Below are 14708 nucleotides of genomic sequence, written 5' to 3'. Positions count from 1 at the left end.
TTTTTATTTTCCTTCTAAAACAACTACTGAGAAAGGAGGAATAATGATTTCTAATTTTCCTTTTTTATTTTCGAAACCTTTAAAAACTGTTGGTACAATTTTATTAGGTGTATCGAATGAATTGTAATCTTGTAATTTTGCTGATGTTATTATTGTTCCAGTGAAGTTTTTTACGCCAAGGTCTTTAACATCAATCTCAATTTTGTTTTTATTTTTGGCATCCACATTTACTAAAGAAATATGAATTGCCCCATTTTTATCTTTTGAAGCCGAAGCCGATACTGCAGGAAGTGTTTCTCCATTCACCGTATATAATGGCGACTGAAAACTTACAGGTAATAGTTTTGCATCCTGATGAACAGCGTATATTTTCATTACATGATAAGTAGGTGTAGTAATCATTTTTGCTTTGTCAGTTAAGATTACAGCCTGCAAAACATTTACACATTGCGCTAAGTTTGCCATTTTAACTCTGTCTGCATGGTTGTTGAAAATATTCAATGTTGAACCAGCTAAAACTGCGTCACGCATTGTATTTTGCTGATATAAAAATCCCGGATTTGTACCTTTTTCTACTTCATACCAACCTCCCCATTCGTCAACCAGCATGGCTACTTTTTTCTCAGGATCATATTTATCCATTATAGCACCGTGTTTGGTAACCAATTCTTCCATTTTTAGAGCAGATTGCATGGTTTTGAAATATTGTTCTTCTGTAAAATCAACTCCGTCTCCTTTTTTATTCCAGTTGATTACCGCATAATGATGCACACCAAGTCCGCCTAACATATTAAGCGGAATGTTTTTCATTAAAACTTCTGTCCAGTTATAATCGTCACCGTTTGAACCTGACGCGATGCGTGTGATTCCACCAGTATTTTCCCAGTCCGACATGAAAGTTGCAAATTTTCTATATTCTCCGGCATAATATTCAGCAGTCATATTTCCTCCGCAGCCCCATGCTTCATTACCAATTCCCCAGAATTTAACTTTCCATGGTTCTATCCTGCCATTCTTTTTACGCAAATCACTCATAGGGCTTTTTCCGCTAAAGTTGGTGTACTGGACCCAGTCAGCTAATTCCTGAACAGTACCGCTTCCCACGTTTCCTGATAAATAGGGCTCTGTTCCTAAAAGCTCACACATATTTAAGAAATCATGTGTCCCAAAACTGTTGTCTTCCGTTACTCCACCCCACCATTTGTTTACAATAGTTGGTCTTTGTTCCTGAGGTCCAATTCCGTCTTTCCAGTGGTAAGTATCGGCAAAACAACCGCCAGGCCATCTTAAATTTGGAATTTTCAAATCTTTTAAAGCCGCAATAATATCATTTCGAACTCCTTTAGTATTTGGTATTTTTGAAGTGTCACCCACAAAAAAACCTCCGTAAATGCAGCGCCCTAAATGTTCTGCAAAATGCCCGTAGATATTTTTGTTGATAGTTGGAGCCTTGTCATCATTTTTTAATGTGACAATCGTAGTTTCTTTTTGTGCGAAAGTAATTTGATTACAAAATGTAAATACAAATAGAATTAAAAATGTTTTTTTCATGTTATGGTATAGATAGTTATAAAGAGGGAAATTAATCAATTTTCCTCTTTATATTAATTTTTTAATACGAAAGCGTTGGCCATCCTCCTGACCATGTAAAGTATACAATTTCCATTTTTGGATTTCCATTGTCTGCTTTATTGTAATAATGAACAGCCCCTTTTTGGGTTCCGGTAATTCTGGATAAATGACCTGGTCCGATGTAATCGCCCTGAGAAGCCAGAACTGTTGTTCCCCCTCCGCTTTTTAGGGATACCCCATTTTTGTCAACAAAAGTTCCAAACGGACTTGTTGAACGGCCTACAACAATATAATAGGTACTGTTTACACCATTGCAGCAAGTACCTCGGTTTACAAACATATAGTAATAGCTGCCTTCTTTAATTAAACAAGGTGCTTCCCATGAAGCATTGTTTCCTCCTGCTACAACTGTTCTTGTTCCTGTTGGTTTTCCTGTGGAAGGATTAATCTGAACTACCCCAATTCCGGCATGCCAGGAACCATAGGCCATATAAACATTACTGCCATCAACTAAAATAGAAGCATCAATTGCATTTACATCTGATGAAGAATTAGAAGAAACCACAACGCCTCTGTCTGTCCACGTTGTCCCTCCACTTTGTGAAATTGAAGGAGCAGTTACTAACCCAATAGCAGAAGTAGCCGATCCGAAAGTAGAACAAGAGTAATACATGTTCCATCTGTTATTGAACCAGGCAACATCCGGTGCCCAAAATGTTTTGGTAAAACCAGGTACATACCCTGTTATCCAGCCTGGAGTAGATGTAAATACAGAGGTTCCCCATGTCCAGTTTGCCAAATCTCTTGAATATGTCATCGGAATATTATCCCCTGTCGTAAAAACATAATAATTAACTCCGCTTTTTACTATTGTGCTTGGGTCGTGTGAAGGAACATTTCCTACTACTGTTTTTGCTGTTAAATTTGTAATCTGAGAATCCTGAGTCACAGAAGCTGCTTCTTCGTTTGGAGAAACAACGTCTTCATTTTGACAACTTCCTAATAATATTGCTAATAAAACCAAACTTATAATTGTTTTCATTGTGATAATAATTTAGTTACTGAATGAATTTAACTTCTCTGGTATTCTATTCTTTTTAAAAAACATAATATCACATAGCAGTTTAAGCTGCCATATGATACTATGTAATCTCACTAATTCAATAAATATTTAATAACCATCATTTTGGATAGTCCCTGGATTGTAATCTTTTTCTTTTTGTGGTATCGGAAAATATTCTCTTCCTTTTACATAAGAATTGAATTCGTCATCTCTGGATTTTAACCATGCTAATTTTGTAAGGTCTTCTAACCATCCCCAGCGACGAATATCATCAAATCGGTGTCCTTCAAGAGCAAATTCCAAGAAACGCTCATGAGCTATTTGTTCTCTCATCGTTGTCTGTGTCAATCCTGGTTTTGCAGTTGCTAAATTTGGCAAATTAACGCGATCTCTTACTTTTTGAATATAAGTATAGGCTCCAGGGGTATCGCCTGTTTCGTTTAAACACTCTGCATACATAAGTAAAATATCTGCATATCGTAATATTCTTTCATTAATTCCTGATTTCCAGCCAAACTCATCTGTTTTTGTATCGGAGTTTTCATATTTATTACAAAAAAGATCATTTAAATCTCCTGGGCTACTTGCATAATGAGTAGCGAAATCAACACCGTACAATGTAACGCCACCCGGTTTATTATACATTATTGTGGCAATCAGGCGGGGATCTACTTCATTGGTAACTGTTTTTTCAATTTGAAAATCATTGAATAATGTTCGGGTAGGCTGAACATCTCTCCAGCCAAAACCTCTCGCACCATAAGTAACAGCTCTTGCGCTTGCAAGATTCCATGTAGGACCAGGTATACCTCCGTGAGGAAAAATATTTGTCCCTCCTAAAGAAGAATCAAATTGAACCTCAAATAACGATTCAGAATTGTTTTCGTTAGCCTCGGTAAAATTATCACGATAGTTTGCTACTAAAGAATATACACCTAAATCTATTACCTGCTTAAAAGTTGTTTTAGCATTTTCAAAATCTTTAGTAAATAAATAAGCTTTTCCTAAATATCCTAAAGCAGCACCTTTTGTTGCACGGCCTTTAAATCCTGCATCCAATCCTGTTACATTGTTGTATGAAGTCGGCAATAAATCAGTAGCCATTTTAAAATCGGCAATTACTTGTGCCCAGCCTTCTGCTTGTGTTTTTTGAGGATAAAAAGCGGCCGGTTCTGTTGGAACAGGTACATTTTTAAACATATTTACTGCATGAAACAAATATAATCCTCTCAAAAAATAAGCTTGTCCCAGTATTCTTTTTTTAAGTTCAGCATCTTCCATTGCAATTCCAGGCACTTTTGAGAGCACTTGATTTGCACGATTAATACCTATATAATAAGTTTCATAAGCCCATCCATAAATGTCAAAATTATAAACATCACTATTAAAACGTCCTACATTTAGCATTGCCCCCCAAGGACTTTCACTTCGTGAATCATCTGCTTTAAGATCTAAACATAATGGAGTACTTCGCTGATACGCACCATCTGTAACTAAAGCTGCATAAGTTGCATTTAAACCTTGCATTGCATCGGCATCTGTTTTCCAAAATGAACCTGTTGTTTCTAAATTAGGATCTGCCTGAACTAAATCTTCGTCGTTTACACAACTCGTTGCCAACACAAAAAGTGAAAGTGACAATGTAGCGTAACTTAATATTTTATATTTCATCTTGTTATATTTTTGTTTATTAACTAAATTAAAATTCAATCTCTACACCCATCGAAATTGTTCTTGGGTTTGGAAACGACCCTCCTTCGTAGGCTCTGGAAAATAATCCGTCACTAATGAAATCCGGATCATAACCTCTGTATTTTGTCAGAGTTAATAAATTTTGACCACTAAGATAAACTCTGGCTTTGTTAATAAATTTAGTATTTGCTAAAGAAATGTTATATCCTATTTGAGAATTTTGCAGTTTTATGTAATCACCGCTTTCGATAAATCGGTTAGAATCTCTACCGTTAGAATTAGGATCACCAATAATAGGTCTTGGTACATTTGTATCTGTGTTTGTTGGTGTCCAAAAATTTAACATATCGGTATGGGCATTAGAATATTGTCCAGCCATTAAGTCACGGTATGTTGAATTAAATATTTTATTTCCAGCGTTACCTTGCCAAAACATAGAAAAATCGAAATTTTTGTAAGAGCAGCTAAAATTTAAACCATAAGTATATTTTGGAATAGCAGATCCCTGAAAAGTTCTGTCTTCATTCGTAATTAAGTTGTTTCCATCTACATCTCTAAATTTAATATCGCCGGCTTTTGCATTATTTTGCGTTGGAGAAGATGCAACTTCTGCATCACTCTGAAAAATACCAATAGCTTCAAAAGCATATAATTCTCCTATTGATCTTCCTACTACTGTCTTTGAAGCGGCGCCATAAATTGGATCATTGTTTTTGTTTAGTTCCAGTACTTCATTTTTAAGTGTAGAAAAATTTGCTCCAACACTATACTTGAAAACATTATCATTATTAGCATACGATAAAGAGAACTCCAGTCCTGAATTTTTTACTTTCGCAACGTTTGTTGTAATAGATGCAGGGAAAGTTCCTGAAGATAAAGGCGTTGGTCCTTCTGCTAAAAGATCAGATGTTATTTTTTCATAAAATTCTCCTGTGAATTGTAATTTGTTTTGAAACAGTCCTAATTCTAAAGCCACAGAGCTGGATTTTGATGTTTCCCATTTAATATTTGGATCCTTTGCCGAAACAACAGTTGTTCCTGGTACCATTGTAGAAACACCTGCACTGGTAGTAAAAGAATAAGGGACAAAAGGATTAACCGTTTCAGCATAACTATATGGTCCAAGGGTATTATTACCTAAAATACCATAACCTCCTCTTAATTTAACTAAATTTACCCAAATAGGAAGTTTTATAAATTTCTCACTGCTTAACTTCCAACCAGCAGAAAAAGAATATGCATTTGCTGTATTATTTTTTTCAGCAAAGAGAGAAGATTTATCCTGTCTGAAATTACCCTGAATAAAATAACGATCATCATAACTGTAGTTTACTCTGCTTATGTACGATTTTGCTGTTATTTTAGATTCATATTCACGAGTCGTTACCTCATCTGCATTTTCTAAATGTACAATCTCTCCTGTTGCAAATCCTAAACCACTTGAGATATGATTGTAATGGTTAAAATTTTCCTGTGTTATACCTGCTAAAAGCTCAATCTTATGTTTATCTATGTTTAAATCATATGTAAGTGTATTATCCAAAAATGTTCTGGTTTCGCTACCGTTACTGGCATCAAGTATTGCTTTTTCCTCATTTACAACAAAATACCAGCCTAAATCACTTGGGGGATTAAAATATCTGTTTTTGAAGTCTAATCGGTCTGCACTTACATTTACTTTATATTTTAAACCTTTAAGAATTTCTAATTGTGCCCAAATATTTCCCACAAAACGATTTCTTCTGGTTTCGTTTTGCAACAGATTATTAAATCCTATTACGTTTAAAGAAATTGCCCTCTGCGTGTTTGAGTCTGCACCTCCGTAACCTCCAAGTCTATTTTCATCATATACTGGTATAGTTGGTATTGCTGTTACCAATCCGGATACTGCTGTACCAAAATAAGTGTTGAAGTTTTCTTTATCAGACTGTGTATAACTAACTTTTGTACCATATTTAAACTTTCCTTTTGTACCGCTTAAATTCAAATTATAAGCATATCTTTCGTATTGCTGAGGAGATTTAAGATAGCTGTCGTTTTTAAAATAATCCAAATTCAGATTATATGAAAGTGACTCTGCTCCACCCGAAACTGCAACTGAATGATTTTGAATTACACCTGTATCAAAAGCTTCATCCTGCCAGTTAGTATCTACATTATTTATATAATAGGGACTAGTTGGATCATTACCAGGTGCAATATTTATTGCCACCCCATTTTGAAGATCTCTGTTTTTTTCTGCTTCATTTGCAATAGTCTGATATCCAACTCTATCTGTTAACGACCATCTTTTAGTTATATCCTGTATGCTCAGGATAGATTTGTATTTGATGCTCATTGCTCCTGATTTTCCTTTTTTGGTAGTAATAATAACTACACCATTTGCACCTCGAACTCCATAAATTGCAGCTGTTGAGGCATCTTTAAGCACTTGCATAGACTCTATATCACCTGTCGCAAAATCATAAGGACTATCAACAATAACTCCATCAATAACCCAAAGAGGATTGTTATTAGTAAATGAACCAATTCCTCTAATTTTTATATTTACAAAACTACCAGGTTCTCCAGAAGACTGCACTGTAACACCCGCAACCTGACCTTGCAAAACTTTAGCAACATCATATGCTATTACCTTTTTAGCGCTTTCCATATTTACCACACCAACGGCTCCTGTAATGTCTCCTTTCTTTTGAGTACCATATCCTACTACAACTACTTCATTTAACTTATTGGTATCTTCACCTAATACAATATTTACTTTTGATTGACTACCTACTGTTACTTGTTGGTTTTCAAATCCAATAAATGAAAAAACCAACACATCAGTTGGCGATGCTTTAATAGAGTACTGCCCATCAAATCCGGTTGAGGTTGATGTTTGAGTTCCTTTTATCATAATGTTCACTCCCGGCAAAGGCAATTTGTCTTGTCCTGAAGTAACAATCCCGCTAATCTCTTTGCCCTGAGCCGACATAAGATTAACAGAAAATACTAGCATAAATAATGCTACGAGCCATTCTCTTTTTGGCAATAAAAAATTGCAATAAAGAAACATTTTTTTGTTTGTTATCATACTGGTGTTTTTAAGTTAGTTAGTGTATAATTATAAGTGTTAATTTTACATTTGTAAATTTAAATAAAAAAAAAGTGCAAAAACAAATTAATCTAATAAAAAAAGTGAATAAAAAAAATACATATTGCAATTTAAGTGTTAAATCAACATTTAAAATTTGATGGTCTTTTAAAAAAAATGTCTTTTAATCGTTTTATTTGTGTAAAAACTACACTTTTTATCAAAAAGCAAACATTTAATCAAAAAAACAGATGTTAAGAAAAAGTTATAAATAATGTGTTTTGAAAGAATAAAAATTAATTAAGCAAGTATATTTGTAATAAAAAACTTAATTAATAGCGTTAATTTTTACTTAAAATGTGTTTTATAAGGAATAAAACAATCTCTTTTTAGTACAAAATAGATTTAATTGTACTTTTACACATTTTTAATCTGAATTAAACATAAAATTTCAAGAAATTTTCTAAATAACTTTATTAAGTGTAAAATCGACATTAATAAATTATGAAACATATTGAGAAGTTTATATATTTACCGATAAAATATAAAATATGCTAAACAGTTATAGCTCTGCGGATAAGGTTTTATTAGCAGTAGATTGCATCATTTTTGGATTTGACCACCAGGGTTTAAAAATACTTTTGATTAAAAGAGACTTTGAACCTGAAAAGGGGAAGTGGTCCTTGATGGGAGGATTTTTAAAACGTGATGAGATATTAGACAATGCAGCCATTAGAATTCTGAATACCTATACCGGACTACACGATATTTATATGGAACAGCTGCACGCGTATAGTGAAATAGATCGTGACCCTGTAGACAGAACTATTTCTGTATCTTATTATGCCCTGATTAATATTGAAAACCATAATGAGGAATTGATTAAAAATTATCATGCAGAATGGTTTAGCATAGCTGATGCGCCAAATCTTATTTTTGACCACAATGAAATGGTACAACACGCCATTAGAAGATTGCGCTACAGAACTTCGATAAAACCAATTGGATTTGAATTACTTCCTGAAAAATTCACCATGCGACAATTATTAGAATTATACGAAGCAATTTTAAGCAAAGAACTCGACAAACGTAACTTTATCAGTAAAATCAATTCTTTGGAAATTTTGAATAAACTGGATGAAAAAGACATGCAGTCTTCCAGAAAAGGATCTTATTTGTATACTTTCAATAAAGAAAAATATGAAGAAAAATTACTTAACGATTTTGTCTTAAATTTATAAAAACGAAACACAAATTTTACATAAACCGCAAGTATCAAAAAAATAAAACCCTGAAAGCCCACAAACTTTCAGGGTTTTGCATTAAATAAAACTACTATTAAAACTAAACTAATTATTCTCTTTTTTTAACTATTACCTTTTTGATAATCTGCCAGAAATGTAGCTAAACCAATATCGGTTAAAGGATGTTTCAATAAACCTTCGATTGCGCTCAAAGGACCTGTGATAACATCTGATCCTATTTTTGCACAATTAATAATGTGCATTACATTTCGAACAGAAGCTGCCAGTATCTGGGTCTCAAATCCAAAATTGTCATAAATCAGCCTGATTTCTTCGATCAGATTCATACCGTCTGTTGAAACATCGTCCAGCCTTCCAATAAACGGAGAAACATAAGTTGCACCGGCCTTTGCTGCCAGCAATGCCTGTCCTGATGAAAACACAAGAGTACAATTGGTTCTGATTCCTTTATTCGAAAAATATTTAATGGCTTTTACACCATCTTTTATCATTGGGATTTTCACCACGATTTGCGGGTGTAATGCTGCCAGTTTTTCTCCCTCGGCAATCATTCCTTCAAAATCTGTTGAAATTACTTCGGCGCTTACATCACCGTCAACAAGTTTGCAGATTTTTATATAATGGTCCAGAATATTCTGAGCTCCGGTGATTCCTTCTTTTGCCATCAATGACGGATTCGTGGTAACACCATCCAAAACTCCTAAATCATTGGCTTCTTTAATATCTTTTAAGTTTGCTGTATCTATAAAAAATTTCATGTTTTCTTTTTGCTTTTAGTGGATTAAAAATTGTTTTCTTTTAAATATTTACTGATTTCCTCTGCTGCATTTTTACTAGTAAATCCAAATTTCTGATCTAATACTGAAGCAGGAGCAGAATAGCCGAAATGATCCAGGCCATATACTCTTCCGTTATTTCCAACCAGATTTTCCAGATTAACCGGAAGCCCTGCTGTAAGTCCGAATACCAGTCCACCATTCGGAATCACGCTTTCCTGATATTCTTTTGATTGTGATCTGAATAATCCTTCAGAAATTATCGAGGCTACATTTATTTTTACCTGCATCGTGCTTTCCAGTTCAGATGCCGCATCAATTAAAGTTGCCACTTCTGAGCCATTAGCAATTAAAGTGATATCCGGATTTTGAACTGATTTTACTAAATAACCTCCTTTTTTGGCTTCAGAGGCTTCTTCAAATCTTGAATTTCCATTAGTTGGAAGATCCTTAATATCCTGTCTCGAAAGAATCAAACCGGTTGGTGTTTTTTTATTCTCCAACGCCATTTGCCAGGCTACAGAAGTTTCAACAGCATCTGCCGGACGCAAAGCCAGTAAACTCTGATCTCCTGAATGGTTTTTAATTTTTTCCAATAATCGAATTTGTGCTTCCTGTTCGATTGGCTGATGCGTTGGCCCGTCTTCGCCTACGCGGAAAGAATCGTGCGTCCAAACATATTTTACCGGTAATTCCTGAATCGCTGCCAGACGAATTGCCGGTTTCATATAATCTGAAAACACAAAAAATGTAGCTACAACCGGAATTACTCCTCCGTGCAATGCGATTCCGTTGGCAATTGCAGCCATTGTTAATTCGGCAACACCAGCCTGTAAAAAGCCTCCGTGAAAATTATTCTTTTGCAAAACCGATGATTTTTTTAAGAAACCGTCTGTCTTGTCACTATTCGATAAATCTGCTGAAGACACAATCATATTCTCAACGTTTTCTGCCAGATAACCCAAAACTGCTGCAGAAGCATCACGCGTTGCTGCATTTGCTTTTTGGGTAATACTGCTAAAATCAAGATTTGGCAAATCTCCTGAGAAAAACTGTTGGATTTTTTGAGCCCGTTCAGGATTTTGATTCTCCCACGCTGCCATTTTTGATTTTCTTTCAGCTGATTCTGTAGTTTTACTTTTTAAAATAGCAGAATAATGTGCTGCAACTTCTTCATAAACCGCAAATGAATCTTCAATATTTGCACCTAAATTCTGTAGTGTTTTATTAAAATCAGCTTTTGTGGCGCCAATTGGTTTTCCGTGCAGTTCACATTGTCCTTCATACATTGATCCGTCTGCTGTCACACATCCTTTACCCATTATGGTTCTTCCTATAATCAGGGTTGGTTTTTCAGTTTCGTTAGTGGCATCTGTCAGGGCTTTACGAATCTGGTCATGATCATGTCCGTCAATCGTAGTCACCTTCCATCCCCATGATTCGTATTTCATGGCTGTATCTTCTGTCGTAACCTCATCGGTCATTGACGAAAGCTGTACGTCATTAGAGTCATAAAACATAATAAAATTGTTCAATCCCAAATGTCCTGCAATACGTCCTGCTCCTTGCGAAATTTCTTCCTGAACACCTCCGTCAGTGATGAATCCGTATATTTTATGATCGAATAAATTATCAAATCGTGCTGATAAAAATTTGGCTGCAATGGCTGCCCCTATTCCCATTACATGTCCCTGTCCTAAAGGTCCCGAAGTATTTTCAATTCCACGTTTCACATCAATTTCAGGATGTCCAGGCGTAACAGATCCCCATTGTCTGAAATTTTCTAAATCTGTTTTTTCATAATTCCCCAGCAAATGGTACTGTGCATACATCAAAGCCGAAAGATGTCCTGCATCCATAAAAAATCGGTCCCTGAAAATCCATTGCATATCTAATGGATCGTATTTTAAATATTCAGTATATAAAATGTGAAGAAAATCTGCACCTCCCATAGCTCCTCCGGGATGGCCTGAATTTGCTTTTTCTACCATTGAGATCGCTAAAGCACGTATATTATCTGCCGATAACTGGTCTATTTTGTTGTTCATTCTTGGTTATTTTTGTAAAGTTTTTGTGGTTTTTTCAATAGAGTTTTCGACTTGCAAATACCGGATTTGAAATCAAAATAATTTCAAAAATAATTGGGCAGAAACAAATCAAATAATAAGTGTGAAATTTACATTTACAAATGTATGTAAAATAATTTCACAAAAACAAAAAATATTTTGTTTATTTTTTTTACTAAATTTTTGAGGATTTATTAAGTACTGAAGAAATAAGCTGTCTTTTAAACAAAAAAATAATTTAAATACTTTACGTCAGTATTTGATTTAATGAAACTTGCTGAATATAATCTATATCTTGAAAAACATTACATTTGACTTTTATCAATCTTAATTTGTGTGAGCAATTTAATAAAGTACAACTAACAAAAATGAAAAATATATTTATAAAATTATGTATTGTGTTTTTCTTTTCTTCATACATATCAGCACAAGAAATTAATAAAAATGAATACTCAAATAAGATTTTGGGTGAATGGATTCAATTAAATTTCGACGCTGAATCGGGAGATTATAGCAAATCACAAATATTATATAATTTTAAAACCAATAATACTTTAGAAATCATTGACAATAATATTTTGAAAGGAAATTATAATTACGAAATAATATTGACGAATAATTACCAAAATATTTTTGTTTCTACCACGAACGACAAGCAACTTGCTGTCTTAAAGATTGTTGATAAAGAAGATAGCGATTATGTCGATGTTTATTCCATAAAAATATTATACAATGATGCGATTAAATTGATTATTGGAATGGAATTTCCAGGAGCCACATATAATCATATGACTTTGGAGAAAAAATAAAAAATATTAAATTAAAAAATAGCCCCTTTAATTTTTTCCCGAATAGTCTTTTTATAATCTTTAGGGTAGGTTCTGGCTCCCATAAAAATATCGGTCATGGCATTGGATAGAACAGCACCATAATTTTTGGCAACGAAATTGCGCAATCTTTTTTTGCCATAGAAAATTTTGGCCAAAGTGACTCCGGCTTTTATTTCGGGTAAAATACCATTTTTTAATTTTTCGTGATACAGTTCTGATGACTTTACAGGATCAAGTTTACCTTCTATAATGGATTGTGCTGCTAAAACTCCGCTTAATATGGCGTTTGAAATTCCTTCGGCAAGTACAGGGTCTGCAAATCCTGCTGAGTCGCCAATTAAAAAAACATTTTTACGAACAAAAGTATCTGTTCGTGGAGAAACCGGAATGACAAATCCGTGGGCGTCTTCTTTCACAATTTCTGTAATTCCTAATGTTTTTAAATAGTCTGCATAATATTTTTTCAAATCAATCTTCTGGTTCGCTTTTGTCAAAATACAAACCCCTACAGATAAATGATTTTTTTTTGGAAAACACCATCCATAACCATACGGGATAGCATCTATGTCAAAGCGGACGTTTTTTGATAATCTTTCAAAATCAGCCAAAGGAACTTCAATCTCATATTCTAAAGCCGGGATAACCGTCCGGGTTTCTTCCCATCCTGCCATTTTGGCTATCGGGCTTAATGCACCATCTCCGGCAATAATAAATTTTGCCTGTACATCACCTTCAGAAGTATGAATGGTTTGAATTTCACCGAAAGTAATAGCTGTAACTTTATGGTTTTGTAAAAGAGTAACACCATTTTCTTTTGATTTTTCGACTATCAGATTATCAAAAGCATCACGCATAATCATGCTAATTATGGGTCTGTCTCTTTTTGTTGTAAGCTTGATGTTTGTATTTGAAAAATAAGTATCGACTTCATGGAATTCTTTTTCAATGACAGATGAAATATCAAAAGGAATATTGTTTCTTCCTCTGTGAACTAAACCGCCACCGCATGTTTTATATCTTGGCAGCGTTTCTTTCTCAATTATGACAGTCGTAATTCCGCTTTTCGATAATTCAAAAGCAGCAGAAGCACCGGCCGGACCACTTCCAATTATGGCTACATCAAATACTTTCATTGTTTTTTTTCCAAAACTAAAGCAATCATAGTAAAAAACAAAATTTGATTATTTTCTGAACTTAACTAAAGTCTTGTTTAGGGTCTGTATTCAATAAAAAATATTAATTTTTAGTCTTTTTCCTAGCTATTATTGAGTACAATAATTTAAAAAATTCTATATATCCAAAATCGATTGAAAACTTAAAGTGAATTTCGCATAATTAGGGAAGACTTGTTTTCTATTTGTTCGTTTTTTCCTTTAAGAACCATATCTGCCAGTATTTTTCCCATGGCCTCAAAATGGGTAGAAATGGTGGTAATTCCGTTTGCAACGACTTTTTTCAAAGAAGTTTCATTATACGAAATAATTCCAAAATCAGTTCCTAATTTAAGGTTATGATTCCGTGCATTTTCAATTACCCCAACCAGGTCACGATCATTTGGAATCACATATAAATCTCCTATTGCGATTTCATGATCGGTAAACTGGGTAATAATTTCGTAATCAAAATGATGTTCTGTACAAAAATTTTCAAATCCGGTTTTCATTCCTAATGGCTCACGGAAACCAGGGAAAATTAAAATCAGTTTTTTGTATTTGCCCAGTCGTAATTTTCCTTTTAAAAGTCCTTCAAAAATATCTTTTTGATGATTTTGATAAATGGCAGGATACGATTTTAAATCCGGATTGGTCTGATCCAGGATAATCACTTCGTTTACTGGTAGGGTTTTTATGGTCTCAACTATCCCTGTCAGATTGGTGGGCATAATGATATATCTGGTATAATTGCCGTTTCCGTCATTTATTAATTTTTTGAAGACCGGAACATTGAAATGATGGAAAAAAATATCGACCTGAACGTTGTTTCCAATATTTTTTAAAAACGAATTATAGATGTCTTCTTTGAATATATTAAGCTCGTCAAAAAGTAGAAAAACCCTCTGTTTGATACTGGTTTCAACACTTTTAACGTAATAGCCTTTGCCTGGAATTGCATAAATTATCCCTCTTTTTTTGAGTTCATCATATGCCTGCAGCACGGTATCCCGCGATAAAGAAAAAGCTAGGCAGACCTTGTTGACAGAAGGAAGCCTGTCCCCTTTTTTTAGCTTCTCTTCATCAATTGCTTTTTCAACTGAAAGAATTATCTGTTTATATTTTGGTAAACCCAGATTATTTTGAATCGAAATTATACTCATGAAAAATATTTTTTTTGCAATAATACAAAAAACTGGTAGGTACTGGTATACAAG

Annotated in this window: 10 protein-coding genes; 2 read left to right on the top strand and 8 right to left on the bottom strand. The window is 34.1% G+C overall.

Translation table 11 applies throughout. From position 1 onward, the window contains the following. Nucleotides 1–3: 3 nt before the first annotated feature. The 4 genes from FLACHUCJ7_RS09460 to FLACHUCJ7_RS09445 form a co-directional block, all read right to left on the bottom strand. Nucleotides 4–1551 (bottom strand): alpha-N-arabinofuranosidase, encoded by a 1548-nt coding sequence (locus tag FLACHUCJ7_RS09460; RefSeq protein ID WP_180908726.1) that lies wholly within the window; start codon nucleotides 1549–1551, stop codon nucleotides 4–6. Between the two features lie 61 nt (nucleotides 1552–1612). Further along, entirely contained in the window at nucleotides 1613–2614 is a 1002-nt protein-coding gene (locus FLACHUCJ7_RS09455; RefSeq protein WP_180908725.1) for an arabinan endo-1,5-alpha-L-arabinosidase, read from the bottom strand. Nucleotides 2615–2743: 129 nt separating this feature from the next. Next, on the bottom strand, nucleotides 2744–4306 hold the full coding sequence (locus FLACHUCJ7_RS09450) for a RagB/SusD family nutrient uptake outer membrane protein (RefSeq protein WP_078226849.1): 1563 nt from the start codon (nucleotides 4304–4306) through the stop codon (nucleotides 2744–2746). Nucleotides 4307–4334: 28 nt separating this feature from the next. Then, nucleotides 4335–7403 carry a SusC/RagA family TonB-linked outer membrane protein gene (locus FLACHUCJ7_RS09445; protein WP_180908724.1) on the bottom strand — a complete coding sequence of 1023 codons (3069 nt, stop codon included), beginning with the start codon at nucleotides 7401–7403 and terminating at the stop codon, nucleotides 4335–4337. A gap of 551 nt (nucleotides 7404–7954) precedes the next feature. Here FLACHUCJ7_RS09445 and FLACHUCJ7_RS09440 point away from each other — a divergent pair. Then, nucleotides 7955–8644, top strand: coding sequence for an NUDIX hydrolase (locus FLACHUCJ7_RS09440; protein ID WP_031453963.1), 690 nt, complete (start codon nucleotides 7955–7957; stop codon nucleotides 8642–8644). A 125-nt stretch (nucleotides 8645–8769) separates the two neighbouring features. Here FLACHUCJ7_RS09440 and fsa read toward each other — a convergent pair whose 3' ends face one another. Both fsa and FLACHUCJ7_RS09430 read right to left on the bottom strand, forming a co-directional pair. Next, nucleotides 8770–9426, bottom strand: coding sequence for a fructose-6-phosphate aldolase (gene fsa / locus FLACHUCJ7_RS09435; protein WP_180908723.1), 657 nt, complete (start codon nucleotides 9424–9426; stop codon nucleotides 8770–8772). Between the two features lie 23 nt (nucleotides 9427–9449). Further along, entirely contained in the window at nucleotides 9450–11492 is a 2043-nt protein-coding gene (locus FLACHUCJ7_RS09430; protein ID WP_180908722.1) for a transketolase family protein, read from the bottom strand. 386 nt (nucleotides 11493–11878) lie between these two features. On the opposite strand from FLACHUCJ7_RS09430, the gene FLACHUCJ7_RS09425 reads away from it, so the two are divergent. After that, the gene (locus FLACHUCJ7_RS09425) at nucleotides 11879–12319 is read left to right on the top strand and encodes a hypothetical protein (protein WP_180908721.1); all 441 of its coding nucleotides are present in this window, start codon (nucleotides 11879–11881) and stop codon (nucleotides 12317–12319) included. Between the two features lie 11 nt (nucleotides 12320–12330). Here the strand turns inward: FLACHUCJ7_RS09425 and FLACHUCJ7_RS09420 are convergent, their stop codons facing one another. Then, complete coding sequence (locus tag FLACHUCJ7_RS09420; protein WP_180908720.1) at nucleotides 12331–13473, bottom strand: geranylgeranyl reductase family protein; 1143 nt, start codon at nucleotides 13471–13473, stop codon at nucleotides 12331–12333. A gap of 182 nt (nucleotides 13474–13655) precedes the next feature. Further along, entirely contained in the window at nucleotides 13656–14654 is a 999-nt protein-coding gene (locus tag FLACHUCJ7_RS09415; protein ID WP_180908719.1) for a GntR family transcriptional regulator, read from the bottom strand. Between the last annotated feature and the right edge of the window lie 54 nt (nucleotides 14655–14708).

The sequence above is a fragment of the Flavobacterium salmonis genome, assembly GCF_903819435.1.
GTDB lineage: Bacteria > Bacteroidota > Bacteroidia > Flavobacteriales > Flavobacteriaceae > Flavobacterium > Flavobacterium chungangense.
Note: the sequence above shows the minus strand (reverse complement) of the source record. Positions and strands in the feature narration are given on the sequence as shown.